This is a genomic window from Pseudomonas tructae, assembly GCF_004214895.1.
In the GTDB taxonomy this organism is placed as follows: Bacteria; Pseudomonadota; Gammaproteobacteria; order Pseudomonadales; family Pseudomonadaceae; genus Aquipseudomonas; species Aquipseudomonas tructae.
Genome location: NZ_CP035952.1, coordinates 2,615,879 through 2,642,261 on the forward strand (window position 1 = coordinate 2,615,879; position 26,383 = coordinate 2,642,261).

The 26,383-nt window shown below is 64.5% G+C and carries 26 protein-coding genes; 15 read left to right on the forward strand and 11 right to left on the reverse strand.

Features of this window, described 5'->3' with window-relative positions; translation table 11 throughout:
- Positions 1-6 precede the first annotated feature (6 nt).
- Positions 7-1,896: a propionyl-CoA synthetase gene (locus EXN22_RS12080; protein WP_130264266.1), complete on the forward strand. Its 1,890-nt coding sequence runs from the start codon at positions 7-9 to the stop codon at positions 1,894-1,896.
- A gap of 8 nt (positions 1,897-1,904) precedes the next feature.
- Here the strand turns inward: EXN22_RS12080 and EXN22_RS12085 are convergent, their stop codons facing one another.
- The 6 genes from EXN22_RS12085 to EXN22_RS12110 form a co-directional block, all read right to left on the reverse strand.
- Positions 1,905-2,300 (reverse strand): hypothetical protein, encoded by a 396-nt coding sequence (locus EXN22_RS12085; protein WP_130264267.1) that lies wholly within the window; start codon positions 2,298-2,300, stop codon positions 1,905-1,907.
- Positions 2,301-2,312: 12 nt separating this feature from the next.
- Positions 2,313-3,143, reverse strand: a complete 831-nt coding sequence (locus EXN22_RS12090) for an AraC family transcriptional regulator (RefSeq protein WP_130264268.1) — start codon at positions 3,141-3,143, stop codon at positions 2,313-2,315.
- Entirely contained in the window at positions 3,140-3,463 is a 324-nt protein-coding gene (locus tag EXN22_RS12095; protein ID WP_130264269.1) for an AzlD domain-containing protein, read from the reverse strand. Before EXN22_RS12095 ends, EXN22_RS12090 begins: the two co-directional genes overlap by 4 nt.
- Entirely contained in the window at positions 3,460-4,158 is a 699-nt protein-coding gene (locus EXN22_RS12100; RefSeq protein WP_130266805.1) for an AzlC family ABC transporter permease, read from the reverse strand. Before EXN22_RS12100 ends, EXN22_RS12095 begins: the two co-directional genes overlap by 4 nt.
- Positions 4,159-4,254: 96 nt before the next feature.
- Complete coding sequence (locus EXN22_RS12105; RefSeq protein ID WP_130264270.1) at positions 4,255-4,944, reverse strand: sel1 repeat family protein; 690 nt, start codon at positions 4,942-4,944, stop codon at positions 4,255-4,257.
- Between the two features lie 156 nt (positions 4,945-5,100).
- Positions 5,101-5,718 carry a LysE family translocator gene (locus EXN22_RS12110; protein WP_130264271.1) on the reverse strand — a complete coding sequence of 206 codons (618 nt, stop codon included), beginning with the start codon at positions 5,716-5,718 and terminating at the stop codon, positions 5,101-5,103.
- 111 nt (positions 5,719-5,829) lie between these two features.
- Here EXN22_RS12110 and EXN22_RS12115 point away from each other — a divergent pair, with 111 nt between their 5' ends.
- Entirely contained in the window at positions 5,830-6,729 is a 900-nt protein-coding gene (locus EXN22_RS12115; protein ID WP_130266806.1) for a LysR substrate-binding domain-containing protein, read from the forward strand.
- Here the strand turns inward: EXN22_RS12115 and EXN22_RS12120 are convergent.
- Complete coding sequence (locus tag EXN22_RS12120; protein ID WP_130264272.1) at positions 6,726-7,616, reverse strand: LysR family transcriptional regulator; 891 nt, start codon at positions 7,614-7,616, stop codon at positions 6,726-6,728. The two genes, EXN22_RS12115 and EXN22_RS12120, sit on opposite strands and share 4 nt — an antisense overlap.
- A 122-nt stretch (positions 7,617-7,738) precedes the next feature.
- On the opposite strand from EXN22_RS12120, the gene EXN22_RS12125 reads away from it, so the two are divergent.
- Together EXN22_RS12125 and EXN22_RS12130 are read left to right on the forward strand one after the other, a co-directional pair.
- Positions 7,739-8,938, forward strand: coding sequence for an MFS transporter (locus tag EXN22_RS12125; protein WP_130266807.1), 1,200 nt, complete (start codon positions 7,739-7,741; stop codon positions 8,936-8,938).
- A gap of 66 nt (positions 8,939-9,004) precedes the next feature.
- Complete coding sequence (locus EXN22_RS12130) at positions 9,005-11,365, forward strand: DNA polymerase II (protein WP_130264273.1); 2,361 nt, start codon at positions 9,005-9,007, stop codon at positions 11,363-11,365.
- A 110-nt stretch (positions 11,366-11,475) separates the two neighbouring features.
- On the opposite strand, the gene EXN22_RS12135 is transcribed toward EXN22_RS12130, so the two are convergent.
- Positions 11,476-11,979: an anthrone oxygenase family protein gene (locus EXN22_RS12135; protein ID WP_130264274.1), complete on the reverse strand. Its 504-nt coding sequence runs from the start codon at positions 11,977-11,979 to the stop codon at positions 11,476-11,478.
- 223 nt (positions 11,980-12,202) lie between these two features.
- Between EXN22_RS12135 and EXN22_RS12140 the strand changes: the two genes are divergently transcribed.
- The gene (locus EXN22_RS12140; RefSeq protein ID WP_130264275.1) at positions 12,203-12,784 is read left to right on the forward strand and encodes a DUF4174 domain-containing protein; all 582 of its coding nucleotides are present in this window, start codon (positions 12,203-12,205) and stop codon (positions 12,782-12,784) included.
- 4 nt (positions 12,785-12,788) lie between these two features.
- Here the strand turns inward: EXN22_RS12140 and EXN22_RS12145 are convergent, their stop codons facing one another.
- Together EXN22_RS12145 and EXN22_RS12150 are read right to left on the reverse strand one after the other, a co-directional pair.
- Positions 12,789-13,883 (reverse strand): polyamine ABC transporter substrate-binding protein, encoded by a 1,095-nt coding sequence (locus EXN22_RS12145; protein WP_130264276.1) that lies wholly within the window; start codon positions 13,881-13,883, stop codon positions 12,789-12,791.
- A gap of 39 nt (positions 13,884-13,922) precedes the next feature.
- Positions 13,923-14,738, reverse strand: a complete 816-nt coding sequence (locus tag EXN22_RS12150) for a carbon-nitrogen hydrolase family protein (protein WP_130264277.1) — start codon at positions 14,736-14,738, stop codon at positions 13,923-13,925.
- Between the two features lie 245 nt (positions 14,739-14,983).
- On the opposite strand from EXN22_RS12150, the gene EXN22_RS12155 reads away from it, so the two are divergent.
- The 3 genes from EXN22_RS12155 to EXN22_RS12165 all read left to right on the forward strand — a co-directional run bounded on the left by EXN22_RS12155 (position 14,984) and on the right by EXN22_RS12165 (position 18,967).
- A complete protein-coding gene (locus EXN22_RS12155; RefSeq protein ID WP_130264278.1) occupies positions 14,984-15,517 on the forward strand; it encodes a sigma-70 family RNA polymerase sigma factor in 534 nt (177 codons plus the stop codon).
- Positions 15,517-16,467, forward strand: coding sequence for a FecR domain-containing protein (locus EXN22_RS12160; protein ID WP_130264279.1), 951 nt, complete (start codon positions 15,517-15,519; stop codon positions 16,465-16,467). The genes EXN22_RS12155 and EXN22_RS12160 overlap by 1 nt, the downstream gene beginning before the upstream one ends.
- 100 nt (positions 16,468-16,567) lie before the next feature.
- Entirely contained in the window at positions 16,568-18,967 is a 2,400-nt protein-coding gene (locus EXN22_RS12165) for a TonB-dependent siderophore receptor (RefSeq protein WP_130264280.1), read from the forward strand.
- A 29-nt stretch (positions 18,968-18,996) separates the two neighbouring features.
- Here EXN22_RS12165 and EXN22_RS12170 read toward each other — a convergent pair whose 3' ends face one another.
- Positions 18,997-19,509 (reverse strand): methylated-DNA--[protein]-cysteine S-methyltransferase, encoded by a 513-nt coding sequence (locus EXN22_RS12170; RefSeq protein WP_130264281.1) that lies wholly within the window; start codon positions 19,507-19,509, stop codon positions 18,997-18,999.
- A 500-nt stretch (positions 19,510-20,009) separates the two neighbouring features.
- Here EXN22_RS12170 and EXN22_RS12175 point away from each other — a divergent pair, with 500 nt between their 5' ends.
- From EXN22_RS12175 to EXN22_RS12205, 7 genes are all read left to right on the forward strand, one after another.
- The gene (locus tag EXN22_RS12175; protein ID WP_130264282.1) at positions 20,010-20,537 is read left to right on the forward strand and encodes a Csu type fimbrial protein; all 528 of its coding nucleotides are present in this window, start codon (positions 20,010-20,012) and stop codon (positions 20,535-20,537) included.
- Between the two features lie 32 nt (positions 20,538-20,569).
- Positions 20,570-21,097 (forward strand): Csu type fimbrial protein, encoded by a 528-nt coding sequence (locus EXN22_RS12180; RefSeq protein WP_130264283.1) that lies wholly within the window; start codon positions 20,570-20,572, stop codon positions 21,095-21,097.
- A 17-nt stretch (positions 21,098-21,114) separates the two neighbouring features.
- Positions 21,115-21,648 carry a Csu type fimbrial protein gene (locus EXN22_RS12185; protein ID WP_130264284.1) on the forward strand — a complete coding sequence of 178 codons (534 nt, stop codon included), beginning with the start codon at positions 21,115-21,117 and terminating at the stop codon, positions 21,646-21,648.
- 3 nt (positions 21,649-21,651) lie between these two features.
- Positions 21,652-22,155: a Csu type fimbrial protein gene (locus EXN22_RS12190; RefSeq protein WP_233281706.1), complete on the forward strand. Its 504-nt coding sequence runs from the start codon at positions 21,652-21,654 to the stop codon at positions 22,153-22,155.
- Positions 22,156-22,242: 87 nt separating this feature from the next.
- Positions 22,243-22,983 (forward strand): fimbrial biogenesis chaperone, encoded by a 741-nt coding sequence (locus EXN22_RS12195; RefSeq protein WP_130266809.1) that lies wholly within the window; start codon positions 22,243-22,245, stop codon positions 22,981-22,983.
- 68 nt (positions 22,984-23,051) lie between these two features.
- Positions 23,052-25,379: a fimbria/pilus outer membrane usher protein gene (locus EXN22_RS12200; protein WP_233281727.1), complete on the forward strand. Its 2,328-nt coding sequence runs from the start codon at positions 23,052-23,054 to the stop codon at positions 25,377-25,379.
- The gene (locus tag EXN22_RS12205) at positions 25,376-26,341 is read left to right on the forward strand and encodes a Csu type fimbrial protein (RefSeq protein WP_130264286.1); all 966 of its coding nucleotides are present in this window, start codon (positions 25,376-25,378) and stop codon (positions 26,339-26,341) included. The genes EXN22_RS12200 and EXN22_RS12205 overlap by 4 nt, the downstream gene beginning before the upstream one ends.
- The last annotated feature ends 42 nt before the right edge of the window (positions 26,342-26,383 follow it).

A 26,383-nucleotide genomic window follows, 5' to 3' on the forward strand; every position in this document is an offset into this window, starting at 1 on the left:
CAGTCGATGACCTATCAGCACAGCTATGCCCGCTCCATCGCCGACCCCGCCAGTTTCTGGGCCGAACAGGCTGACCACCTGGCCTGGTACCGCAAGCCCCGACAAACCCTTAGTGAAAATGCCGATGGCAGCCACCAGTGGTTTGCCGACGGCCAGCTCAACAGCTGCTACCTGGCCCTCGATCATCAGATCGAGCAAGGCCGTGGCCAGCAGACTGCGCTGATCTACGACTCGCCGGTGACCGGCAGCCAGCAACAGTACACCTACGCGCAATTGCGCGATGAGGTGGCGCGCCTGGCCGGGCTGTTGCGCGAGCTTGGGGTAGAGAAGGGCGACGGGGTGATCATCTACATGCCCATGGTGCCCCAGGCGGCCATGGCCATGCTCGCTTGCGCACGCATCGGCGCGGTGCATTCGGTGGTGTTCGGCGGCTTTGCCGCCAACGAGCTGGCCCTGCGCATCGACGATGCCCGGCCCACGCTGCTGCTCACCGCTTCCTGCGGGCTGGAGTTCGACCGGGTCATCGAATACAAGCCGCTGGTCGATCGCGCCTTGCAACTGGCCACGCATCAGCCACGCCAGGTGTTGGTGTTGCAGCGCCCGCAAGCCCGCGCTGCGCTGCTCGAAGGCCGTGACCTGGACTGGCTCGATACCGTCGCCACAGCCAACCCGGTGGCACCGGTTGAGCTGGCAGCCGCCGACCCGCTGTACATCATGTACACCTCCGGCACCACCGGCAAACCCAAGGGCATCGTCCGTGAAAACGGCGGCAACGCCGTGGCCCTGGGGTTTGCCATGCGCCATATCTATGGCATGCAGGCCGGCGACGTGTGGTGGGGGATTTCGGATGTCGGCTGGGTGGTCGGCCATTCGCTGATCGTCTACGGGCCGCTGATGAACGGTTGCACCACCGTGTTTTACGAGGGCAAGCCGATTCGCACGCCGGATGCCGGTGCCTACTGGCGGGTGGTCGAGCAGTACCGGGTCAACGGCCTGTTCTGTGCACCCACCGCCATGCGCGCGATCCGCAAGGAGGACCCTGACGGCGAGCTGTTGCGCCGCTATGACCTGAGCTCCCTGCGCCAGTTGTTCCTGGCCGGTGAGAAGCTTGATTCCAGTACCCATCAGTGGCTGGAGGCAACCAGCGGCAAGGCTGTGCACGACCATTGGTGGCAGACCGAGACCGGCTGGCCGGTGACCGCGCCGTGCATGGGCCTTGAGGGCAGTGCCGCACGGCCGGGCTCAAGCAACCGGGCGGTGCCGGGCTATCACGTGCAGGTGCTGGACGACGATGGCCACTTGCTCGGCGCCAACCAGCAAGGCTCGATCGTCATTGCCTTGCCATTGCCCCCGGGCTGCAGCCAGACCTTGTGGGGCGATCACTCGCGTTATCTGGAGGCGTACCTCAAGACCTACCCGGGCTATTACCATACCGGCGATGGCGGCTACCTGGACGAGGACGGTTTTGTCTACATCATGGGCCGCACCGACGACGTCATCAACGTCTCGGGGCATCGCCTGTCCACCGGTGAGATGGAAGACCTGGTGGCCCGCCACCCGGCGGTGGCCGAATGTGCAGTGATTGGTGTGCACGATGACATCAAGGGCCAGGTACCGTTGGCGCTGGTGGTGCTCCAGGGCGGCCAGGACATCGCTCAGGCGCAGTTGCAGAGCGAGCTGGTGGCCAGTGTGCGCGAGCAGATCGGTGCCCTGGCGTGTTTCAACCAGGTGCGGGTGGTCAAGCGCCTGCCCAAGACCCGTTCGGGCAAGATCTTGCGCGCGGTGCTACGCAAGATTGCCGATCAGCAGCCCTATACCGCGCCCTCGACCCTGGATGATCCGGCGGTACTGGTGGAGATCGAGGCGGTGCTGGCGAGCCTGGCGCGGGTTGGATAGGGCGCCTGTCAGTCCTCCAGGTCTTCCTCGCTCATCCATTCCAGCGCATCGGCCAGTGCCACCTCGGTGACCCACTGGCTGAAGCTTTGGGTCACCTGTGCATGGCTCAGGCGTTCACGCAGCTCCAGCTTGTCGGCAAACGAAAGGTGCACGGTGATCACCTTGTCCTCGATCACCCCGTCGCGCACCACGAAGAAGGCGAAGTCTTCCCGGTCCTGGCGGCGGGCGAACAGGTACACCTGGAAGTCTGCCCCGGTCTCCTTGGCGAAGGCGCGGGTGGCAAAGGCGTTCTTGCCAAGGTCCGGCGCCTGTTGCAGCGACGCCTGGGTGTCGCAGAAGTACCAGGGTTCCCAATCGGTCAGGCCCTTGTGAATGAACCAGCGGTAGGCAAGCGGGTAGGGCATGGGGTCAGTCCGTCAGTGAGTGCAGGCGCGCCGATACTCGCCGGGCGTTACGCCATAGGCTTGCTTGAATTGGCGGTTCAGATGGCTCTGGTCAGCAAAACCCAGGGCGAAGGCGACGTTGAACGGCAGGCAGTCGTTTTTCAACAGCTCGCGGGCGCGGCTCAAGCGTCGTTGCTTGAGCCAGGCATGGGGCGGCAAGCCCGTGGCCTGGCGGAACACCCGGGCAAAGTGAAACGGCGAAAGGTTGACCGCCGTGGCCAGCTCCTCCAATGACGGCGGATATGCCAGGCGGCTGTCCATCAATTCCTTGGCCCGGGCCACGGCCCCGGGCTCGTTGCCTGGTGCTCGGGCCTCGCCGCTACGAGCGTGGCGCTGCACCAGCAGCAACACGGCTTCGCGCCAGGCAGTCTGTTGTTCCAGGGCGCTGGCACCCTGTTCGGCCGAGCAGTGCAGCCAGCTGAACGCCTTGGCCAGTTGTGGGTCGTGCAACACGCTGGCGTCGAAGCGCGGCAGGCCGTCGCGCTTGAGCTCCAGCTCGTCGAGCACCCCAGTGATGCGCTCGCAGTCGGGATAGAAGCCACGATAGCGCCAACCGTCTTCGCTGGCCTTGGCGCCGGTGTGCAGCTCGTCGGGGTTGATCAGCACCATGCTGCCTACCGGTGCCAGGTGTTCGCTGCCTCGGTGCCAGAAGCGCTGGGCGCCGGATTCGATGATGGTGATCACGTAGCCTTCATGCACATGGGGGGCAAAGCGCTGCTGAAAATAACGCGCATGCAGCATTTCGGTGTCACCGAGCGCCGAGGCTTGCCAGAAACGCGTCTGTTCCTTGTGTGCAGGGTTCATGGGCTGCCGTTCAACCACCAACGAAAGACAAAGAAGAAAGCCATGCTCAGCAGCATGCTGATCAACACGCTACGGGTCAACAAAACCAGCGCCACGGCAACAATCGATCCGCTCAGGTAGGGGTTGCTCAGGCTCAGGTCGAGCTGGTGCCCGGGCAGGAAGACGATTGGCCCGCAGATCGCGGTGAGCATGCCGGGTACGGCGAAGCCAAGAAACTGCCGGGCATTGGAGCTCAGGCGCAAGGGCAGGCGTGGCTCCAGAAAGGCATAGCGATTGAGGAACACCAGCAGGCCCATACCGATAATCAGGGCGAAGATCATGCGCGTGCTCCACTGAACTTCTGGCAGATGAAACCGGCGCTCATGCCCAGCAGGCCGGCGGCGACCAGGCCGATGTCCCAGTGCCAGTAACTGAACAGCACCGAGCAGAACAGCGACACCGCCACGCACACCACCGTCGACAGATTGCGCACCAGCGGTGCGATCAGGGCGACGAAGGTGGCGACGATGGAGAAGTCCAGGCCCAACTGGTCCAGGTGCGGGATGTTCTGGCCGAGGATGATCCCGGCCAGGGTGAACAGGTTCCAGGCAATGTAGAAGGTCAGGCCCACCCCCAGGGCGTACCAGCGGTTGAACTGCTGCTTGTCGTACTGGCTGGTGAGGGCAAAGAATTCGTCAGTGAGCAAAAAGCCCAGGCCCAGCCGCCAGCGGGTCGGCAGGCCTGACAGTACCGGACGCATCGACAAGCCGTAGAGCAAATGCTGAGAGGTCAGCAGCAGGGTGGTCAGCAGGATCGAGAACAGGTTGGCGCCGCCCTTGAGCATGCCGATCGCCACCAGTTGCGCGGCCCCGGCAAAGACAATGGCCGACAAGCCCTGGCCTTCCCAGGGAGTGAGGTTGGCTTCGATGGCCATGGAACCTGCGAGCAGGCCCCAGGGCGCGACAGCCAGGGACAACGGCAGGATGGCGATGGCGCCACGGGTAAAAGCCTGACGGGCAAACGGCGGACTGGACATGGACGGCGGCAACGACAAATGAACAAGGCTGTACAGCATGCCAGAGCCATGGGCCACTGGCTTGAACGATCTTGCTGTCAGCGCCGGCGCCCAGGGTCAATATTGATTGTTGACCAGGCGCCGCTGCGCCGCGATGCAGCCATTGATCTCCACCGCTTTTTGCCAGTAGGCCTTGCTCTGCGCCGGGTCGGCGCTGGCCAGCAGGCGGTAGGCCTCGGCCTGGTAGTCGCGCTGGCGGCCCCACTGCATGGCCAGGCCTTGTGGTTTTTCGCGGTGGCACAACAGGCGCACAGCCGGTTGCGGGTAGTAGGAGGCGTAGAGGCTGGCCATGTTCGGCACGCTTTCGAGGGCGGCGCGATACTCGCTGCGGCTATAGCTGGGGCACCAGTTTTCAATGCCCAGGGCTGCTGGAGCGAAGCCCTGGTTCATGCTGGCTTCGAGCAGCGGGCAGGCGGCTTCGGCGATCTGCGCGGCAGGCAGGTAGGTGATGTAATAAAGCGCCAGGCGATACTGGGCCACCGGATGATTGCGGTCTGCGGCTTTTTTCAACAGGCTGACCGCCGGAGCCAGGGTGCGGCCCAGGGCCTGGCCTTGCTGGGCGAGGTCCTGGTCGGTGGTGCTGGTCTTGAGGCTGAAGCTGGCGTTCTGGCTGTCGGCCTGTTCCAGCAAGGTCAGGGCCTGGCGGTATAACAGGTCGGCATGTGGATCGATCTGCACGCCGGCTGCCAGTGCCGACGCAGGTAGCACGACAGCGAGCAGGCCGTGCAAAAGGGGCGAGCGGATCAAATAGGTGCCTCTGCAATTCGGGGCTGGGCGGGGTTGCGTGTTGCCTTTGAGACGACGGCGCTGTTCAGGGTTCAATCCGACTGTCCATAGTGTGGCTGGCCTGGGATGTGGCGCGTCATTCTACCCGCCCGGGCCCGCGCCCGGAAGCGTAGCCCGTCAGGGCAGCAGTTGCCCAAGGTTATAACCCAGGCCCACGACTGCGATGAGCAACAGTACCACCGCGCTGATGGCACTGATCAGGCGCCGGTTGATGCGTTCGGCCAGGCGTCCGATCGCCAGGATGTAAAGGCCCAGGATTCCCAGGTCGAGCACCAGCCAGACCAGCGCCAGTAGCATCAGGCTGTGGCTGAAGTGCTCGGTGACCTGGATGAACTGCGGGAAGAAGGCGACGAAGAACAGAATGTCCTTGGGGTTGGACAGGCCGATGGCAAAGCCTTGCCACAAGCCACCCTGACGAGGCGCCAGGGGCTCGGCTGCAGCGGCGGGTTGGCGCAGTTCGGCCAGGGCGCTCAAGCCCAGGTAACCGATGAACAGGCAGCCAAACAGGCTCAGGGCGCTGAGCAGCAGCGGGTTGAGGGCGGCGCTGCTGATGATCAGCAGCGCCGCCAGGGCAATCAGCACCAGCGACGCGCCGTTGGTGCCCAGGGCGGTCAGCAGCGCCTGTTTGCGCCCGGCGCGGGCGGTGGTGTTGACCACCAGTGCCACCACCGGGCCGGGGCTGGCAATCAGCAGCAGGACAGTCAGAGCATAGGTGGCAAGCAGGGCACTGTTCATCGGCATGTCTCGGCGTTTTTATCAGGAGCGGCATTCTCGGCAGGCCCCATCAGGTTGTAAAACGCCTGTTACTGTGGCTTTCTATTAGTTTTACTCATGCTTTGGGCGACCATGACCGAACGCATCCCCGCATTGCCAGCCCTGAGGGCGTTCGAGGTGGCCGCGCGCTATGGCTCGTTCACCCGCGCCGCTGAAGAACTGGCCCTGACCCAAGGCGCCATCAGCCATCACATCAAGACCCTCGAAGGTCTGTTCGACTGCGCGCTGTTCGAGCGGCGCGGGCCGAAAGTGACGTTGACCGAGCCGGGCCGGCTGCTGGCCCAGGAGCTCAAGGTCGGCTTCAAGATCATCGAAAACGCCTGTGGCCTGCTCAAGCAGGACCGCCAGCATCTGCGTCTGAAAGCGCCCTCGACCCTGACCGTGCGCTGGTTGCTCAGGCAGTTGGCGCTGTTCAAGCAAGGTGCAGAGCACCCTCAGGTGCAACTGAGCAGCGTGTGGATGGACATCGACACGGTGGACTTCTACAGCGAGCCCTACGACTGCGCAATTCTCCTGGCAGACGGCCATTTCGGCGCAGACATCGCCAGCCTCAAGCTGTTTGACGAATGGCTGGTGCCGGTGTGCCAGCCCGGTTACCCGGCAGACCTGGCCCGCTGCGAGCTGCTGCACCCCTCGCCGGATCGCCGTGACTGGCGGCGTTGGTTGAAACGGGCGGGGGGCGCAGGGGTCAACCTGGAGCGTGGGCAAGTGTTCGATACCCTGGATCAGGGCATCTCGGCGGCCCAGCAAGGCCTGGGCGTGGCCGTGGTCGACCTGCTGCTGGCCCGTGGCGAACTCGACGCCGGGCGCCTGGTTACGCCCTTTCCCCAAGCAGTGGCCACGGGCGAGGGCTACTACCTGGCCTGGCTACAGGCCAGCCCCAAGGCGCGCCAGGTCCAGGCACTGGGTGAATTCTTGCTGGAAAATGTGCCGCAGCGGCCCAGTCACGGGCTGGATTATTTATATGACTAATATTGCGGCAGCACCCGCGTGCTCATGAAGTCGATGAACACCCGCAGCCGTGGCGGTACCTGCCGCCCGGACGGCCACAGCAGGTAGAAGCTGCCGCGCCGCTCCATATAGTCATCGAGCACCGTCACCAGCTCACCGCGCTGCAGCTGCTGACGCACGGTGAAATCCGGAATGCAGGTAATGCCGCGATCACGCACGGCAAAGCAGATGCGCGTGTCGACGTGATTGCAGACCATCGACACCGGGATCTGGTATTCACGCCCGGCCGGTTCCTGGCGCAACGGCCATTGTTCAAGCTTGCCGGTGCTGGGGAAGCGGTAATGCAGGCAGGTGTGTCGGGCCAACTGGTCGGGGTGGGTAGGGGTGCCATTGTTTGCCAGGTAGGTCGGTGAGGCCACCAGGACATGATGGAAGTGGCCGAGAAAGCGCGCGCTCAGGCGCGAGTCGCTGGGCGTGCCGCCACGCATCACCACATCGAACCCTTCGCCGATGATATCGACCATGCGGTCGTCGAAATCCAGGTCCAGTTCGATGGCCGGGTACTGGGCCATGAACTCGCTCAAGGCCGGCATCACCAGTGCGGTTACCTGCGGCAGGCTGATACGCAGGCGCCCGCGCGGCACCTCGCGGGCCTGGGACAGTTCCAGCTCGGTGGCTTCGATCTCGGCGAGGATGCGCCGGCTGCGTTCCAGGAACAGGTTGCCCTCGGCGGTCAGGGTGATGCTGCGCGTGCTGCGGTGAAACAGACGCACCCCCAGGCGGCTTTCCAGGCGCGCCACGCGCTTGCCAATGGCCGAAGCACTGACCCCCAGCGACTGGGCGGCGCCGACGAAGCTGCCGGTTTCCGCCACCTGCACGAACACCACGAAACCACTGAGGCTATCCATCTGCGTTCCCTGATTGCGGACGTCAATGTCCGTTATGAGCGGAATTGTACTCGTCTTTTTCCGTAGTCGCCGCAAGCTTAAGGTTTGCCCATCTTTCCTACAGGAGTTTCACCATGACCCAGATGAGTTGCACGGCCGATGGGCCCGCCGCACTGGCTCAGCCCCTGCCGGTCAGCGGCCTGCTGGCCCTGGCCATGACCGGGTTTATCGCCATCCTCAGCGAAACCCTGCCTGCTGGCCTGCTCGGGCAGATCTCCAGCGGCATGCAGATCAGCGAGGCCATGGCCGGGCAGATGGTCAGCGTCTATGCCCTGGGCTCGCTGCTCACCGCCATCCCGCTGGTGACCCTGACCCAGGGCTGGCGCCGGCGGCCGGTGTTGTTGCTGGCGATTGTCGGCTTCTTGCTGTTCAACACGGTGACGGCCTTGTCCAGTGCTTACTGGCTGACGTTGCTCGCCCGCTTCATGACCGGCGTTGCCGCGGGCCTGGCCTGGGGCGTGATTGCCGGGCATGCGCGGCGCATGGTCAGCCCCGAGCAACAGGGCCGGGCCATGGCGCTGGCGATGATCGGCGCGCCGCTGGCCTTGTCGCTGGGGGTGCCGGCGGGCACCTGGCTGGGCGAGCTGCTGGGCTGGCGTATGACCTTTGCCCTGGTCTCGGCCGCAACCCTGCTGCTGGTGGTCTGGGTGTTGTGCAAGGTGCCGGACTTTGATGGCCATGCTCCAGGCCAGCGTCCGGGCATCGTCCAGGTGTTGCGGACACCCGGGGTGTTGTCGGTGCTGCTGGTGATCCTCACCTGGGTGCTGGCGCACAACGTGCTGTACACCTACATCGTGCCGTTCCTGGCCTCAGTGGGGGTTGCGGCAAGCACCGGCATGGTCCTGCTGACCTTCGGCATCGCCGCCTTGGCCGGTATCGGCGTGGTTGGTGCGTTGATCGACAAGCACCTGCGCAACATGGTGCTGCTGAGTTTGTTCGGCTTTGCCGTGGTGGCGCTGGTGCTCGGTTTTGTCAGCCAGTCGCCAGCGCTGGTGTATGCCAGTGTCGCGCTCTGGGGCCTGACCTATGGCGGTGCGCCGACCTTGCTGCAAACCGCCAGCGCCGACGCCGCCGGGGAGGGCGCGGATGTGGCGCAGTCGATGATCGTCACGGTCTGGAACTCGGCGATTGCCGCCGGCGGCCTGCTCGGTGGCGTGCTGCTCAGCCAGTGGGGCGTGGGCAGTTTTTCCTGGGTGTTGCTGGCGCTGATCGGCCTGGCCTTGCTGATTGCCGGGCGTGCCCAGGGGCACGGTTTCGCCCCGGGTGCACGGGTGCTCAGCTAAGTTCGGCAGGCAGCGGCGCGGACGGGTAGAATCGGCGCATACACAGGTGTTTTTGAGGTTGCAGCGGTGGAGTTACAGCAGGGCTTTGTCCTGACCCGGCATTGGCGCGACACCCCCGCCGGTACCGTGGTCGAGTTCTGGCTGGCCACCGATCAGGGCCCGCAGCGGGTGCGGCTGGCGCCGCAGACCTCGGTGGCGTTCATCCCCGCCGAGCAGCGTGAGCAGGCCGAAAGCGTGCTGCGCGGCGAGCGCGATGTCGAGTTGCGCGAACTGGCCCTGCGCGACTTCGAGCAGCGGCCGGTGTTGGGCCTGTACTGCCGCCAGCACCGCCAGTTGATCCAGCTGGAAAAACGCCTGCGCGCAAGCGGAGTGCAAATCTACGAAGCCGATGTACGCCCGCCCGAGCGCTACCTGATGGAGCGTTTCATTACCGCCCCGGTCAGTTTCAGCGGTACGCTCGAGGCCAGCGGCGTGTGGGTCGATGCCCAACTCAAGCCTGCCCCCGACTACCGCCCCACGCTCAAGCTGGTGTCGCTGGACATCGAAACCACCGAGCGCGGCGAGCTGTACTCCATTGCCCTTGAAGGCTGCGGCCAGCGCCAGGTGTATATGCTTAGCCCGGCCAATGGCGAGGCCGAGGGCGTGGACTTCGACCTCGAATACTGCGACAGCCGCAGCCAACTGCTCGAGCGCCTGAACGACTGGCTGGCCCTGCACGACCCCGATGCGATCATCGGCTGGAACCTGGTGCAGTTCGACCTGCGCGTGCTGCAGCACCACGCCACCCAGCTCAAGGTGCCGCTGCGCCTGGGGCGCGGCGGTGAGGCAATGGACTGGCGCGAGCACGGCAGCCGCGCGCACTTTTTTGCCGGTGCCGCCGGGCGTCTGATCATCGACGGTATCGAAGGGCTGCGCTCGGCGACCTGGAGCTTTCCCTCGTTCAGCCTGGAGAACGTCGCCCAGACCCTGCTCGGCGAAGGCAAGGCCATCGATACGCCGTACCAGCGCATGGATGAAATCAACCGCATGTTCGCCGAGGACAAGCCGGCCCTGGCCCGCTACAACCTCAAGGACTGCGAGCTGGTGACGCGGATTTTCGCCAAGACTGAGCTGCTGACCTTCCTGCTGGAGCGGGCCACGGTCACCGGTTTGCCGGCCGATCGCAGCGGCGGCTCGGTGGCGGCGTTCTGTCACCTGTACATGCCGCTGATGCACCGTCAGGGTTTCGTCGCGCCGAACCAGGGCGAGCGTCCGGAAGAGGCCAGCCCTGGTGGCTTTGTCATGGACTCGCGGCCGGGGTTGTACGAGTCGGTGCTGGTGCTCGACTACAAGAGCCTGTATCCGTCGATTATCCGCACCTTCCTGATCGACCCGCTGGGGCTGATCGAAGGCTTGCGCGAGCCGGGCTTTGAGAGCTCGGTGCCGGGCTTTCGCGGCGCGTTCTTCTCGCGTACCCGGCACTGCCTGCCGGCCATTGTCGAGCGGGTCTGGCAGGGCCGCGAGACGGCCAAGCGCGAACACAACGCGCCGCTGTCCCAGGCGCTGAAGATCATCATGAACGCCTTTTACGGCGTGCTCGGTTCCAGTGGCTGCCGCTTCTTCGACCCGCGCCTGGCCTCATCGATCACGATGCGCGGCCACGAGATCATGCGCCGCACCCGTGAGCTGATCGAGGCCCGGGGTTATGCGGTGATCTACGGCGACACCGACTCCACCTTCGTCTGGCTCAAGGGCGCCCACGGCGAAGCGGACGCGGCGCGTATCGGCCGTGAGCTGGTGCAGCAGGTCAACCAGTGGTGGCGCGAGCATCTGCGCGAGAGCTTCGGCCTGGACAGTGCCCTGGAGCTGCAGTACGAGACCCACTACAAGCGCTTCTTGATGCCGACCATTCGCGGTGCCGAGGAGGGCAGCAAGAAGCGTTACGCCGGCCTGGTGCGGCGTGGCGAGGGGCATGAAGAAATGGTTTTCAAGGGCCTGGAAAGCGTGCGCACCGACTGGTCGCCACTGGCCCGGCAGTTCCAGCAGGAGCTATACGAGCGGATCTTCAAGCGCCAGCCGTACCAGCAGTACTTGCGCGAATATGTGCGCAAGACCCTGGCCGGCGAGCAGGATGAACTGCTGATCTACCGCAAGCGCCTGCGCCGGCCGCTGGCCGACTACCAGCGCAACGTGCCGCCGCACGTGCGTGCGGCGCGCCTGGCCGACGACTTCAACGATCGCCAGGGCCGGCCGCGGCAGTACCAGAATGGTGGGTGGATCAGCTACGTGATTACCCTGGCCGGGCCTGAGCCGTTGGAGACGCGGCATTCGGCGATCGACTACGACCACTACCTGACCCGGCAACTGCAGCCGGTGGCGGATGCGATTCTGCCGTTCGTGGAGGATGACTTCACGACGCTGATCGATCGGCAGATGGGGCTGTTCTAGCGAACCCTGTGGGAGATTCTATGGTCTATGGAAAGGCCTCATTGTGGGAGCAACTGCCTTGCACAGCTTTTTCAAAGCTGGAGAGATCCCTGTGGGAGCAGCCCCCTGTCTCATTGAGCCCACACCACCCTCAGCAACGCCACCATCAACCACGCCGTCGCCGCCAGCGCGGTAATGGTGCGCACATGGTTCCAGCGCTTCCACACCCGCGCATAGCTGGGCCAGGCGCTGGCCGCCTCGCTGCTGGCCGGGTCCAGGCGTGCCAGGCTCTGGTTGCGCGGCACGTTGAAGAGCAAGGTCACCAGCACATTGCCAAGCAGGTACAGGCCGCTGCCAATGCCGATGCACAGGCTGCCGGGCAGTGGCCAGCGCAGCCAGGCCCAGCTCAGCAGCACCGCGCACGTCACGCCGGTGCCCAGAAACAGCGCAAGGAACAGGCGGTTGAGCACCACCTGGTTGATCGACTGCATGGCGCTGACCGCACTCTGCGCCGGGATGCGCTCCAGGGCTTGCATGACGAAGTTGGAAAAGGCGAAGAACAACCCGCCCATCAACCCGCAGCCCAGGGCCGTGACAAGGATCAGCAGTAACAGCAGGGTGTCAGCAACGCTCATGGTAAAGGCCTTTTTCCAGGGTGGTCTACGGGCATGGCTGACGGCCTTCAGCTATCCTCAGAATCGGATGACAGGCCTTTCGGCATGCCTCCAAGGTCGCACTTGGTAATCGGAAGTTACCTTTGCCTTGCCCACTCATCTGGCCCTGTAGTTTAGGCTCGCAACCCGAATCTTTCGTCGCGATATGTAGTCTTTGATACATGGAAATTGAAAGGAGATGCGCATGCTTGTTCGGTCACTGACCCTCGCCGCCTTGTTGGCCGTTGTTGCCGGTCCTGCCCTCGCTGCCGAGAGCGACGACCCCTTGGCCCAGGACCTGAACAAGGCGCGTCCCTTGATTGTCCTTGCCCCCAGCACCGCCGACCCGACCTTGCGCGGATTGAACGAGGCCTTGAAAGATCCGGCCACCAAGGCTGCCTTTGAGGAGCGCAAGCTGGTGATCTACAGCGTCGCCGGCATGATCGGCAAACGCGATGACAAGTTTCTGGATCAACAGGCGACCATGGCGCTGATCCGCCAGTTCAAGTTCAGCGCCCGGGATACGGTGGTCACCCAGGTGGTACTGGTGGGCAAGGATGGTGAACAGCACCGCATAGAACACACCGGTACAGTTGAGCCCAAGGCGATTTTCGACGCGGTCGACCAGTTGCCAGCCGCAGAGAAAGCCATCGTGGCGCCGACCGTTGCCGAGCAGAAAGCCGACGCGGCAACGGCCAAGGACGCCAAACCAGGCAAGGAGGGCAAACCGGCCAAGCCGGCAAAACCTGCCAAGCCCCTGCCACCACCCAAGCCCCTGGAAGATTGAGCCACTAACTTCCAGTCTTGACCTTGCTCCACACCCGGGTGCGTATGCGTTCAAATTTGAGCGGCAATGGCTCCAGGGCGAACAGCGTATCCAGCACCGCCTGGGGCGGGTACACCGAGGGGTTGTCGCGGATCTTCGCATTCACCAGTGGAGCGGCGTCCTTGTTGGCGTTGGGGTAGCCCAGGTAGTTGGTCGAGGCGGCGATCACCTCGGGGCGCAGCATGTAGTCGATAAAGGCCAGGCCTTGTTGCGGGTTGGGCGCATCCTTGAGCAGGACCATGCTTTCCAGCCAGAACGGTGCGCCTTCGCGGGGGATGCTGTAGCGGATATCGCGGCCGTTCTTGGCGTTGTCGGCGGCGAGCCTTGCGTCGAATACGCCACCCGACCAGCCCAGCACCACGCAGACGTTGCCGTTGGCCAGGTCCGAGATAAAGCGCGAAGAGTCGAAGTAGGCGATGTGCGGGCGCACCTTGAGCAGCAGCGCCTCGGCCTTGCGGTAGTCCTCGGGGTTCTTGCTGTTGTAGGGCAGGCCCAGGTAGTGCAGGGCGATGGGGATGATCTCGTTGGGCGCATCGAGCATGGCCACGCCACAGTCGGCCAGTTTGGCGATGTTTTCCTCCTTGAAGATCAGGTCCCAGGAATTGAGCGGTGCATCGCTGCCCAGGCGCGCCTTGACCTTGTCGACGTCGTAGCCCAGGCCCGTGGTACCCCACAAGTACGGTGCGGCGAAGCGGTTACCGGGGTCGTTGACCTGCAGTTTGGCGAGGAGCTGCGGGTCCAGGTGCGGCAGGTTGGGCAACTGGCTGCGGTCGAGTTCGGCCAGCACCCCGGCCTTGATCAGGTTGGGCAACAGGTCGCCACTGGCGAACACCACGTCATAGCCGCTGCGCCCGGCCATCAGCTTGCTCTGCATCACATCGCTGTTGTCGAACACGTCATACACCGGGGCGATACCCGAAGCCTGCTGGAACTCCTTGGTGGTGTTGGGGGCGATGTAGTCGTACCAGTTGTAGATGTGCACGCTGGGCGCGGCAGCCTGGGCGGCGGCGAGGTTCAGCAGCGCGGCCAGGGCCAGGGGCAGGCGGCGGATCGACTTCATGGGGGCACTCCGGGATCTTGTTGTTGTAAGAGGCAGCGCTCAGGGAATCAGCAGTTCGCGGCGACCATCGGCGTGGTCGAGGCGCTGGCCGGGCAGTTGCAGGCGGCGGTCGGCCAGGTAGTCGTAGGCACGGCGAGCGTGGTCGAGTTGCGCAAGGTCCAGTTCGATGACCTGCCGACAAGCTTCGCGCCCGGCCTCGAACAGCAGGCGCCCATGGGGGTCGACCACGGCGCTGCCACCGGCGAACACCAGGTTGTCATCGCCAGCGCCGACGCGGTTGACCATCAGGGCGAAAGCCTGGTTCTCCTGGGCGCGGGCCATGATCGCGGTGCGGTGCACCGGGCCGTAGGGGTCCATGTTGCCGTTGCTGACCACGATCAGATCGACGCCCAGTTGCGCCAGGGCGCGGCTGCTTTCCGGCAACTCGATGTCGTAGCAAATCAGCAGACCAATACGCAGGCCTTTCCAGCGGGTCGTGGCGTAGCGATCACCGGCAGTGAACAGGCCGCGTTCCGAAGGCCACAGGTGGGTCTTGCGGTAGTGCAGGGCGATGCCTTCGGGGGTCAGCAACAGGGAGGTGTTGTAGTAGTGGCCGTCGGCTTTTTCGGCCAGGCCGATCACCGCCGCGACATCACGTTCACGCAGTGCCTGCAGCACGGCCGCAACGCTCGGGCCGTCCACTGCTTCGGCAACTTCGGGCAACTGCTCGGCATTGGCAAAGCCCATCAGCTGGGTTTCCGGGAACACCAGCAGATCGGTGTCGGCGGCGCAATTGGCGATGGCTTCGAGGGTACGTTGCAGGTTGTAGGCGGTATCGCCGTCGCGGCCGGCGAGCTGTATCAGTTCGATTTTCATCAAAGATTCCTGGCGGGGGGCTGCAAACGAGTATGCGGCGCGACGGTGCAGGCGGTAATCACGTTGATGGAGTAACCCTGAATGGGTAATGGCTGCACTCGCTATCGCGGGGCAAGCCCGCTCCCACTCGTATCACTTCACCTGTGGGAGCGGGCTTGCCCCGCGATAGAGCCACCACTGCACTTCCAAGCACTTCCCTCATTCGCATAGAATGATAGAAATTCTCATTTAATTTTCACATCACCATGTCCGACGCCAACCCCGCCCTGCACCAGCAGGTCAGCCATCTGTACCAGGCCCATCACCGCTGGCTCACCGCCTGGCTGCGCCCGCGGGTGGCGTGCCATGCCCTGGCGGCCGACCTGATGCAGGACGTGTTCGTGCGGGTGCTCAGCGCCGCCGACGCCAGCGACCGGCTACGCGATGTGCGCGAACCCCGGGGCTACCTGGCGACCATCGCCCGCCGGCTGATGATCGATCACTTTCGCCGCGCCCGGCTCGAACGCGCCTGGTTGCAAGCCCTGGCCGAGCAACCCGAAGCCTTGGACATCTCGGCCGAAGCCCGGGCCATCCTGCTGGAAACCCTTTGTGAGCTAGACGCCATGCTCGCAGGTTTAGGTGCCCGGGTGCGCAAGGCCTTTCTGCTGTCGCAGCTCGATGGCATGACCTACAAGGCCATCGCCGCCACCCTCGGCATCTCGGTGGTCACGGTCAACCGCGACATCGCCAAGGCCTTGCACCACTGCACGCTGTACAGCCTGCAACACGAGGCCGATTGATGCCCGCACTGGATTCGCGCCAAATCGCCGCCCTCGAACAGGCCGCCGCCTGGCGCGCACGTCTGGGCGATGAAAGCGCAGGCGCCGCCGAACACGCCGCCTGGCACGCCTGGATGCAGGCTGATGAACAACATCGCTGGGCCTGGCAGCAGGTCGAGCGGGTCCAGCAACGCTTGCAGCAGATGCCTGCGGGCCTGGCCGGGCGCACCCTGGCGCTGTCGGCGATGAGCCGCCGCAGCGCACTCAAGGGTCTGGTGCTGGTGGCCGGTGCCGGTGGCCTGGGCTGGGCCGGCTATCAGCAAGCCCGGCCAGACGCCTGGTTTGCCGACTATCAGACCCGTACCGGCGAGCGCCTGAGCCTGACCCTCGATGACGGCAGCCAGGTCCAGCTCAACACTGCCAGTGCCCTGGATGTACGTTTCGACCCGCAGCAGCGCTTGCTGGTGCTGCGCGATGGCGAGGTGCTGGTCACGACCGCCAAGGACCCGGCCAATCGACCCTTCCTGGTACAAACCCGGCACGGCACGCTGCAGGCGCTGGGCACGCGCTTCTCGGTGCTGGCCGGCGAAAACACCTCTCGCCTGGCCGTGTTCGAAAGCCAGGTGCGGGTGCTGCCGGGCGAGCAGGGTGGCGGGGCGCTGCTGGAGGCCGGTGAGCAATGCCGTTTTGCCAACCCGGCGCTGGTGCTCAGTTCACCACTGGAAAGTAACCTGGACGCCTGGAGCAAAGGCCTGCTGATCGCCAACGAACAGTACCTGGGGGCCTTTATCGCCGACTTGGCGCGTTACCGACGCGGCTGGTTGCGCTGCGCGCCAGAGGTGGTCGGGCTGCGCATCAGCGGCACCTTCAGGCTCGATGACCAGGCGCAGATCTTCCGTGCTCTGGAAAGTACGCTGCCGGTACGCGTCAGCCAGCGCACGCCCTACTGGGTGACAGTAGAGGCACGTTAGATAAATAAATTTTCATGTAAATGATATTAATTCGTCTTGTCGTTCGACTCATGGAAGGCAGGCCCACTGCCTGAATGCCAACCAGAAGAGAACGCATCGAATGAGAAGTCGCCGGATCCACCACGCCCTGCGCTGTTGCGCGCTGTTGTTGCCCTTGAGCCTGGCCCAGGCCGAAGCGGCCACGCGTACTTACGACCTGGCGCAGGACGATCTGGGCCAGGTGCTGACCCGCTTTGCCGCCGAAGCCGGGGTGGTGCTGTCGTTTGATCCGGCATTGACCCAGGGCCTGCGCAGCGAAGGCCTGCACGGCCAGTACGAGGTCGAAGAAGGCCTGCGCGCCTTGCTCGCCAGCAAGGGCCTGGCGCTGATCAAGGAGGCGGACGGGCGCTACAGCCTGGTGCGTGAAGTGAACGAGGCGGGGGCGATCAGCCTCAGTGCCACCGAGGTCACCAGCAACCAGTTGGGCACCATCACTGAAGAGAGCCGGTCCTACACCCCCGGCACCATCGCCACCGCCACCCGCCTGGTTCTGACCCCGCGCGAGACGCCGCAGTCGATCACCGTGGTGACCCGCCAGCACATGGATGACTTTGGCCTCAACAACATCGACGACGTGATGCGCCACACCCCGGGCATCACCGTCTCGGCCTATGACACCGAACGCAACAGCTACTACGCGCGCGGCTTTGCCATTAGCAACTTCCAGTACGACGGCATTCCCTCGACCTCGCGCAACGTCGGTTACTCGGCCGGCAACAGCCTCAGCGACATGGCCATCTACGACCGCGTCGAAGTGCTCAAAGGCGCCACCGGCTTGCTGACTGGCGCAGGCTCCCTCGGCGCGACCATCAACCTGGTGCGCAAGAAGCCGACCGCCGAGTTCAAGGGCCACTTCGCCCTCGGTGCCGGCACCTGGGACAACTACCGCAGCGAGCTGGACGTCAGCGGCCCGCTGACTGACAACGGCAATGTGCGCGGCCGGGCGGTGGCAGCCTATCAGGACAAGCACTCGTTTCTCGATCACTACGAGCGCAAGACCAGCGTCTACTACGGCATCCTCGAGTTCGACCTCGACCCCGATACCCTGCTGACCGTCGGCGCCGACTACCAGGACAACAACCCCAAAGGCTCCAGCTGGTCGGGCACCGTGCCGCTGTACAATGGCTATGGCGACACCAACAATGTCTCGCATCATTTCAACAACGCGGCCAAATGGAGCACCTGGGAGCAGTACACCCGCACCGTGTTCGCAAGCCTTGAGCATCACCTGGACAACGGCTGGGTGGCCAAGGCCCAGCTTGATCACAAGATCAACGGCTACCACGCGCCGCTCGGCTCGATCCAGGGCTACCAGCCAGGCAAGGACGGCACCGCCGATATCTATGCGCAGAAGTACACCGGCGAGACTGTGAGCAACTCCCTCGACCTGTACGCAAGCGGGCCGTTCCAGCTGTTGGGCCGCGAGCATGAACTGGTGATCGGCAATTCCTACACGGCCTCGCGCTGGAAGGGCAAGGACTACCGCGATGTCACCTACGCCGACGACATCATCGAGGACTTCCCTAACTGGAACGGTGACATTGGCGAGCCCGACTGGGGCCCGGTGGCGGCGCGCACCGACGACAAAGTGCGGCAGAACGGCACCTACCTTACCGCACGGCTGCACCCGACCGACGACCTGACCCTGCTGCTCGGCGGACGCCTGGTCAACTACAGCTACGACGGGATCGATGCCAACAACAAGGAAAACGACCGCCTGATCCCCTACTTGGGCGCAGTCTATGACCTCAACGACACCTACTCGCTGTATGCCAGCTACACCGATATCTTCATGCCCCAGGACGCCTGGTTCCGCGACCGCAACGACCGGTTGCTGGACCCGGACGAAGGGCAGAACTACGAAGTGGGCCTCAAGGGTGAATTCCTCGACGGCCGGGTCAACGCCAGCCTTGCCTACTTCGAGATCCACCAGAGCAACCGTACCGTCGAAGACAACCAGTACAACGGCGACCCGACCAACCCCGCTGTGGGTTTTGCCTGGATGGGCGTGAAAGCCAAGACCAAGGGCTTCGAAGCCGAAGTATCGGGTGAGCTGGCGCCGGGTTGGCAGCTGCAGGCCGGTTATACCCACAAGGTGATCCGCGATGACGACGGCAAGAAAGTGTCGACCTGGGAGCCGGAAGATCAGGTCAGCTTCTACACCAGCTACCAGCTTACGGGTGCGCTGGAACGCCTGACCGTCGGTGGCGGTGCGCGCTGGCAGGGCAAGGGTTGGCAGGTGCTGCACAACCGGCCCAAGGACATTGACCAGGAATTTGCCCAGGATCCGTTCTGGCTGGTGGACCTGATGGCCCGTTACCAGATCACCGAGAACCTATCGGCAACGGTCAATGCCAACAACCTGTTCGACAAGCGTTACTACACCAACATCGGTTTCTATAACTCGATGTCGTATGGTGATCCGCGCAATTTGATGCTGACCACTCGCTGGGATTTTTGAACGGCAACAGCCTAGGTGGCAGCGGGCGATTACCCCCAGTGACGTTCATGCTCCAGCAGCCAGCGCTTGCGTTCGAGTCCGCCGCCATAACCGGTCAGCGCACCACTGCTGCCGACCAGCCGATGACAGGGGATGGCCAGGCTCACCGGGTTCAAGGCATTGGCCAGGCCCACCGCCCGGGCGGCTGCCGGGTTGCCGAGCGCTGCGGCAATCTGGCCGTAGCTGCGGGTGCTGCCTGCGGGGATTGCGCGTAATGCCGCCCACACGCGCTGCTGGAACGGGGTACCGCCCGCCGCCAAGGGTACGCTATCGAATGCCTGCAACTGGCCCGAGCAGTAGGCCTGCACGGCTTCGGCGAGGTCAGCCAGCCCGGCGGTTTCGCGCAGTTGCACGTCTGCGCCGAAGCGGGTGCGCAGCAGCCGCAGCAGGCGCTTTTCGGGCTCATCGAATTCCAGCGCCAACAACCGTTGGCCATCACCGACGATCAGCACCTGGCCGATCGGCTCCGGCAGTTGCAGGCGGCGCAGCAGCAGTTCATTCATGGCTCTTGCTCCCAATGATGGGCGGCGCCTGCATCGGCGTGTATTACCTGGCGTTGCCGCCGACGCTATCTCTTAGCGGCCTGGCCAGTTCCAGATAGTCGATCACTGCCGTCGGCTGCTCGCATGCCGGCCCTGGCTGAATCGCTGCTGCTCACCCGTCACCTTGAGCGAGGTCGGGTAATTTAACCAATATGATTGAGGGCGGCCAGTGATCTTGTAATGGTGATAGGTGATGATTTCTATCGCAGGGCAAGCCCCGCTCTTGAACTGCGTACACCGTCCCGGTGGGAGCGGGCCTTGCCCCGCGATCGAGCGCGTAGCGGTCGTCATTCAGACAACTCCAGATGTGCAGGTTGTACCGGCCCCACACGGGACCTGTGTACACCGAACAGGGGCGGGGAAATCTTGTACCTGGGCTATACATTTCCCTGCGAACTGGCAGGTTTTTCCTTCACTGCTACCCTCAAGGTCAGATCAATCCTGCGTTGAAGGATGACACGGTGAAGGGACGCGTTCTGGCGACACTGCTTGGGCTGATCACGGCCAGCATGGCAGGCGCCGCCGATTTCATGGTTGAAGTCAAAGTGGAAGTGCAGCGCGGCTGCGTACTCATCCACCAACCCCGCGATGCTGGCGCCCAGGCCCTGGGGATGCTCGACTTCGGCCGCACCACGCGCCTGGATGCCCCGGCCGGACCGCTCAGCAGCCAACTGCTGGCCTTGCGCCCGCCACGCCTGGAATGCAACCCCGACACGGCGTATCAGGTGCAGGTCGATGGCGGCCAGCACGGCGGCATTGGCGAAGTGCGTTACCTGACCAGCAACCAGCCTGCGGCGCAGCCCATTCCCTACCGTTTGTATCAGGACCCGGCCTGGCGTGAGCCCTTGCCGGTCAATGTCGTGCAGCATGCCCGGGTGCCGGATAGCGGCTCGGTGGCGCTGCCGTTGTACGCGCGTATCGATCGTCTGGCCCAGGTGCCGGCGGTGGGGCGTTACTCGGATCTGCTCAAAGTCACCGTCACCTGGTAACCGGGGCGGCGCCTGCTAAAGGAACTGGCAGTATGAAACACGTATTGCTGTTGGGCATTGCCCCGATGCTGTTGATCAGCCCCATGGCCTTCGCGGCCGTGAGCGGGCAGATCCAGGCGCGCCTGGTGATCAGCAGTGCCTGTCAGATCAGTGGCGATGCAAGCGCTCTGGAAACCTCCGGCGGCGGCGTGCTGGACTTTGGCAGCCAGGGCCCGAGCTGGACCAACCCGCTGCGTTCGGCCATCGAAGAATCAGCCGGCAACGGCAGCCTGCAAGTACGCTGCAACCCGGCGGTGGGGGCCTTTACTGTCAGCATCAATGGCGGCACCAACGGCAATGGCGCCACCCGGCGCTTGAGCAATGGCCGCGAACTGATTGCCTATGAGCTGTCTGCCGATCCTTCCGGGCGCGCCCATTATGCCATCGGCCAGAGCCGCAACTTTGCGATCACCAGCGCCGCGCAGATTCCGATTCCGATCTACGGTGCGGTGGTCGCCCATCCCAAGGCGCTGCCGGCCGGTATTTACCGCGACACCCTGATGGTGACCCTGGACTGGTAGCACGCAAGGAGTGACTCATGCACCCAAACCTTTCACGTTTGATCTTCGCCGGTGTCGGCCTGGCGCTCGCGGCCCAGGCCCAGGCGGCCACGGTGACCGGCAATATCACCGCCACCCTGACGCTGATCGCCAGTTGCCAGGTCAACGGCGGCAGTGGCAGCAGCGGCCTGAACTTCGGTGCGCTGAACTTCGGCACCCAGGATGCGCTGTTCGTCAACGCCTCGGGGCAGGTGCTGGGCGGTGGCGGCGGGGCCATGAGCATTCTGTGCTCCAGCGGCACGGTGCCGACTGTCAAGGTGCGTGCCGGCGCCCACGACAGCCAGTCGGCGGGTGGCACACGGGCGCTGTACGACGGCGTCGCCAACTACGTACCCTATGACTTCTATACCGACGCCGGGCACAGCACGGTGTTGGCCATCGATGGCACCATCACCTTGCCCACCAGCACCGGCGTGGCCCAGACGGTCAATCTCTATGGCCTGGCCAAGGGCAAGGCGGGGCTGCCGGCCGGTGTGTACACCGACACGGTCGCGGTCGAGCTGAGTTTCTGAGCCATGACCCGCGGTGTGCCCGCGCTGCTGGCCATGGTTGCCTGGGGCGTGCCGCTGCCGTTGGCGGCGGTCACCACCAGCACCTTCCAGGTCAGCGCCACGGTGGCCGCCGGTTGCCTGGTGGTGGGCGGAGTGAGCAACTACGGCAACCTGGATTTCGGCAGCTATTCGGCGCTGTCGAGCAGCAGCGTGACGACCGCCCTGGGCGGCACCACGGTGACCTTGCAATGCACACCGGGGGTGAGCCTGAGCATGAGTGTCGATGCCGGCCTCAACAGTGCCAGCGGCACGCGCAACCTCAAGCGCAGCAGCGGTACATCGCTGGTGGCCTATGAGCTGTTTCGCGACGCCGGCTTCAGCCAGGCCCTGGGCATCAACCAGAGCGTTGCGGTGAGCTATGGCGATCCGACGGCGATCAAGCTGCCGGTCTACGCCCGCGCGCAACTGACCGGCATCCTGCCGGCTGGCAGCTATACCGATGTGGTGCAGGTGGTGCTGACGTTCTAGGCGTCCGTGGAAGATTTCAATCAAAGGAGTGTGTGCATGGAAGTAGGCGCTGGCAGTTCGCGCTTGAGCTACAACGTTTTGGCCTGCATGGCGGCGCTGCTGGGCAGTGCACCGCTGCAGGCTGCCACGTCGGTGCTGATCTGGCCGATCGATCCGGTCCTTGAGGCCAACCAGAAAGCCGGTGCGCTGTGGCTGGAAAACCGCGGCGATGCGCCGGCCAACCTGCAGGTGCGGGTGTTCGCCTGGCGCCAGGGCGAGTTTGACGATCAGTACCAGGCCCAGCGCGAGATTATCGGCAGTCCGCCAGTGGCCAATATCGCCCCGGGGCAAAAGCAACTGATCCGTCTGACCCGCACCGGCGCCTCGCCGATCGGCCAGGAACAGGCCTACCGGATCATCATCGATGAAATTCCCCCGGCGTTGCCGGCAGCGGCCAGTGCCGACAAGGCCCAGGCGGCGATCCGCTTCCAGATGCGCTATTCGGTGCCGCTGTTCGTCTACGGCGAGGGCCTCTGGGGCAAGGCCGATGCCAGCGGCCAGCGCAGTGCCAGTGCCCTGGGCAAACCGGCACTGAGCTGGCGTCAGGTCTTGGTGCAGGGCAAACCCTATGTGGAAATCCGCAACACGGGCCCTGTGCATGCACGCCTGACTGATGTGGTGCTGCAACAGGGCGGCCAAAGCCGGCCGCTGGTGGATGGCTTGCTCGGTTATGTACTGCCCGGCGCGACCATGCGCTGGCCGGCGCCGCAGCCAATGACGGCGGCCTCGGTGCTCAAGGGCCGGGTCAACGGCCAGGAACCGGCGCAGACCCTGAGCCAGGGCCAATGAAGCACTGTTAGCGGCAAGACAACAGGGGCCAGGGAGGACCCGGTAATGGTCGGATACTGTGTGTGAGCATCTCGTCGGCGCTGCGGGCCTGTGGCCTGACCGTGCTGGGTTGTGGTTCGCTGTTGGCCGGCGAGCTGCCGCCGCCTCCGGCCTCCCTCGAAGCGGTTGCCGATGCGCCGCTGTTCCTGGAACTGGTGGTCAATCAGATGAGCAGCCCTGAGCTGGTCGCGGTGCAGCAGCGCGCCGGGCGCCTGTACATGGCCAGCGCTGATCTGCAGGCCGCCGGTATCGAACTGCCGGGCGAGTACGGCGCCGAAGTGGCCCTGGACAGCATCCCTGGCCTGCACACCGACTACGACAGCCAGGGCCAGCGCCTGGTCGTGCAAGTCCCGCCCAGCTGGCTGCCGACCCAGCGCATCGGCAACCGCCAGTTGTACCCGGCCAGCGAGGCCCGCAGTAGCTTTGGCGCGCTGCTCAACTATGACCTGTATTTGAACGATACCGACGACGGTGGCCGATATCTGGCGGCCTGGAACGAACTGCGTCTGTTCGACGGTTGGGGCACGCTGTCGACCACCGGCCAGTGGCGTCAGTCGCTGGGCGGCAACGATTTTGCCGACAGCCAGGAAGGCTTTCGCCGCTACGACACCACCTGGCGCTACACCGACGAAGCACGCCTGCTGACCCTGGAAGCCGGTGACGTGCTCAGCGGCGCCTTGCCCTGGACCAGTTCGGTGCGCCTGGGTGGCCTGCAACTGTCACGGGACTTCGCCGTGCGCCCGGACCTGGTCACCTACCCATTGCCGGCGTTTGCCGGTGAAGCGGCGGTGCCGTCGTCGGTCGACCTGTTCATCAATGGCTACAAAAGCTCCAGTGCCGACTTGCAGCCAGGCCCTTACACCCTGACCAACGTGCCATTTATCAATGGCGCAGGTGAAGCGGTGGTGGTCACCACCGATGCCCTCGGCCGCCAGGTGTCGACCACCTTGCCGTTCTATGTCACCAGTAGCCTGTTGCAAAAGGGCCTGGCAGACTTCTCGCTGGCCGCCGGCAGCCTGCGCCGGGACTATGCGATTCGCGACTTTGCCTATGGCCCGGGGGTCGCTGCCGGGAGCCTGCGCTACGGCCTGAGCGACAGCTTCACCCTCGAAAGCCACGCCGAGGCGGCGCAATCCCTGGCCCTTGGCGGGCTGGGCGGCAACTGGCAGGTGGGCAACTGGGGGGTGGTCAACGCCGCCCTGAGCCAGAGCCGCTTCGACAGCCGCAGCGGCCAGCAACTGAGCTTCGGCTACCAGTACAACAGCCAGCGCCTGGGTTTCAATTACCAGCGCCTGCAGCGGCGCGGCGACTATGCCGACCTGTCGCTGGTCGACAGCCCCTACACCCGCCTGAGCCAGCGCAGCGAGCAGGTCACCCTGAGCGTCAACCTCGAGCGTTACGGCAGCCTCGGCGCCGGTTATTTCGATGTGCGCGCCGGTGACAACTCGCGCACCCGCTTGCTCAACCTCAGCTGGAGCAAGCCGCTGTGGGGCAACAGCAGCCTGTACCTGTCGGCCAACCGCGAGATCGGCGACAGCCAATGGGCAGTGCAGGCGCAACTGGTGATCCCGTTCGACTTGCGCGGCACCCTGAGCTTCAGCGTCGAGCGCAACAAGGACGGCGAGCGCCAGCAACGGGTCAACTACAGCCGCGCAGTGCCCAGCGAAGGCGGGGTCGGCTTCAACCTCGGTTACGCCGACGGCGACCGCCAGGCCTATCGCCAGGCCGACCTCACCTGGCGCCTGCAGTCGGTGCAACTGCAGGCCGGTGCCTACGGCAGCAGTGACAGTATGACCCGCTGGGCCGATGCCAGTGGCTCGCTGGTGTGGATGGACGCTGGGATATTCGCCGCCAACCGCATCGACGATGCGTTTGTGGTGGTCAGCACCGCAGGCTTTGCCCAGGTGCCGGTGCGTTATGAAAACCAGTTGATCGGGCGCACCGACAGCAATGGTCACTTGCTGGTGCCCTGGAGCAGCGCCTACTACCGGGCCAAGTACGAAATCGACCCGATGGAGCTGCCGGCCAACGTCCAGTCCCCGCAGGTCGAGCAGCGGGTCGCGGTGCGCCGTGGCAGCGGTTACCTGCTGGAGTTCCCGCTGCACCGGGTGGTGGCGGCCAGCATCGTCCTGGTCGATAGCCACAACCAGGTATTGCCCCTGGGCAGCCAGGTACGCCACGAGCAGAGCGGGGCGCTGGCGGTGGTGGGCTGGGACGGGCTGGTGTACCTGGAAGGCCTTGCCGAGGACAACGGCTTGCAGGTACAAATCGCCAATGGCGGCAGTTGCCGGGTGCAGTTCACGCTGGCGCCCGAGCAGGACCAGGTGCCGCTGATCGGCCCGTTGGTGTGTCAATGAAACGCCTGTTGACGCTCCTGGCACTGCTGGCCAGCGCGCAGGCACAGGCGCTGTGCAGCGTGATCGACACCGCGCCGGCCAGTTTCGGCAGCGTCAGTTCGACCCTGGTACGCAACGCGGTGCAGTCGGCCTCGACCCTCAATGGCGGGCTGCAATGCACAGGCTCGCTGGTGAGCCTGCTGGCCAGCGATGATCATTTTTATGCAACCTTCACCCCGCCGGTGGGCAGTACCGGCATGGTCGGGCCCACTGGCGATGTGATTGCCTACACCCTGTATGCCAATAACACCACCAACTTTGCCATCACCCGTGGCCAGCCCTACGACTTTGCCCGCAACGGCATTCTCGATGCCCTGGGCCTGCTCAATGGCACTACGCCCAAGTCGGTGCCGATCTACCTCAAGAGCCTGACCGGCAGCAACGTCGCCGCCGGCCTCTACCAGGAAACCCTGTCGGTGTACTGGAACATCAGCTATTGCTGGGGGATTGGTATCGGCACCATCTGCCTGGGCCGGCAGAACCTTACCGGCACCACCAGCCTGACGGTGAGCGTAACGGTGACCAACGACTGCCAGATCACCAGCCCCAACATCAGTTTCGGCAACGCCCCGGTGGTGGCAGGCTTCAGTACGGTCAGCAGCAACGTCAACGTCTCCTGCACCAAGGGCAGCAACTATACCGTGGGGCTGGACGATGGCCAGAATGTGTCCGCCGGGCGCCGACGGATGAAGTCGGCGGCCAACAACTACCTGGCCTATGACATCTTCAAAAGCGCCGGCAGTGTGCGCTGGGGCAGCCTGACCACGGCCCGTCGGGCCAGTACCGACGCCGATATCAACCCTGGCGCGGGCACCGGCACCGGCAGCCAGATCTTCAACTACAACGCCAAGGTCTACACCGACCAGGCCACACCACCCGCCGGTACCTACCTGGACAACGTCATACTCGACGTGCAGTTCTGAGCCTGGCAGCCAGCTACAACCTTTACGGCAGCCTCGGGCAAG

Excerpts from the sequence above, each read along its gene's own strand:
- EXN22_RS12080 (WP_130264266.1), top strand. The coding sequence starts at position 7 with ATGACCTATCAGCACAGCTATGCCCGCTCCATCGCCGACCCCGCCAGT.
- EXN22_RS12085 (WP_130264267.1), bottom strand. The coding sequence starts at position 2,300 with ATGCCCTACCCGCTTGCCTACCGCTGGTTCATTCACAAGGGCCTGACC.
- EXN22_RS12090 (WP_130264268.1), bottom strand. The coding sequence starts at position 3,143 with ATGAACCCTGCACACAAGGAACAGACGCGTTTCTGGCAAGCCTCGGCG.
- EXN22_RS12095 (WP_130264269.1), bottom strand. The coding sequence starts at position 3,463 with ATGATCTTCGCCCTGATTATCGGTATGGGCCTGCTGGTGTTCCTCAAT.
- EXN22_RS12100 (WP_130266805.1), bottom strand. The coding sequence starts at position 4,158 with ATGTCCAGTCCGCCGTTTGCCCGTCAGGCTTTTACCCGTGGCGCCATC.
- EXN22_RS12110 (WP_130264271.1), bottom strand. The coding sequence starts at position 5,718 with ATGAACAGTGCCCTGCTTGCCACCTATGCTCTGACTGTCCTGCTGCTG.
- EXN22_RS12115 (WP_130266806.1), top strand. The coding sequence starts at position 5,830 with ATGACCGAACGCATCCCCGCATTGCCAGCCCTGAGGGCGTTCGAGGTG.
- EXN22_RS12120 (WP_130264272.1), bottom strand. The coding sequence starts at position 7,616 with ATGGATAGCCTCAGTGGTTTCGTGGTGTTCGTGCAGGTGGCGGAAACC.
- EXN22_RS12125 (WP_130266807.1), top strand. The coding sequence starts at position 7,739 with ATGAGTTGCACGGCCGATGGGCCCGCCGCACTGGCTCAGCCCCTGCCG.
- EXN22_RS12135 (WP_130264274.1), bottom strand. The coding sequence starts at position 11,979 with ATGAGCGTTGCTGACACCCTGCTGTTACTGCTGATCCTTGTCACGGCC.
- EXN22_RS12140 (WP_130264275.1), top strand. The coding sequence starts at position 12,203 with ATGCTTGTTCGGTCACTGACCCTCGCCGCCTTGTTGGCCGTTGTTGCC.
- EXN22_RS12145 (WP_130264276.1), bottom strand. The coding sequence starts at position 13,883 with ATGAAGTCGATCCGCCGCCTGCCCCTGGCCCTGGCCGCGCTGCTGAAC.
- EXN22_RS12150 (WP_130264277.1), bottom strand. The coding sequence starts at position 14,738 with ATGAAAATCGAACTGATACAGCTCGCCGGCCGCGACGGCGATACCGCC.
- EXN22_RS12155 (WP_130264278.1), top strand. The coding sequence starts at position 14,984 with ATGTCCGACGCCAACCCCGCCCTGCACCAGCAGGTCAGCCATCTGTAC.
- EXN22_RS12160 (WP_130264279.1), top strand. The coding sequence starts at position 15,517 with ATGCCCGCACTGGATTCGCGCCAAATCGCCGCCCTCGAACAGGCCGCC.
- EXN22_RS12165 (WP_130264280.1), top strand. The coding sequence starts at position 16,568 with ATGAGAAGTCGCCGGATCCACCACGCCCTGCGCTGTTGCGCGCTGTTG.
- EXN22_RS12170 (WP_130264281.1), bottom strand. The coding sequence starts at position 19,509 with ATGAATGAACTGCTGCTGCGCCGCCTGCAACTGCCGGAGCCGATCGGC.
- EXN22_RS12180 (WP_130264283.1), top strand. The coding sequence starts at position 20,570 with ATGAAACACGTATTGCTGTTGGGCATTGCCCCGATGCTGTTGATCAGC.
- EXN22_RS12185 (WP_130264284.1), top strand. The coding sequence starts at position 21,115 with ATGCACCCAAACCTTTCACGTTTGATCTTCGCCGGTGTCGGCCTGGCG.
- EXN22_RS12190 (WP_233281706.1), top strand. The coding sequence starts at position 21,652 with ATGACCCGCGGTGTGCCCGCGCTGCTGGCCATGGTTGCCTGGGGCGTG.
- EXN22_RS12195 (WP_130266809.1), top strand. The coding sequence starts at position 22,243 with ATGGCGGCGCTGCTGGGCAGTGCACCGCTGCAGGCTGCCACGTCGGTG.
- EXN22_RS12205 (WP_130264286.1), top strand. The coding sequence starts at position 25,376 with ATGAAACGCCTGTTGACGCTCCTGGCACTGCTGGCCAGCGCGCAGGCA.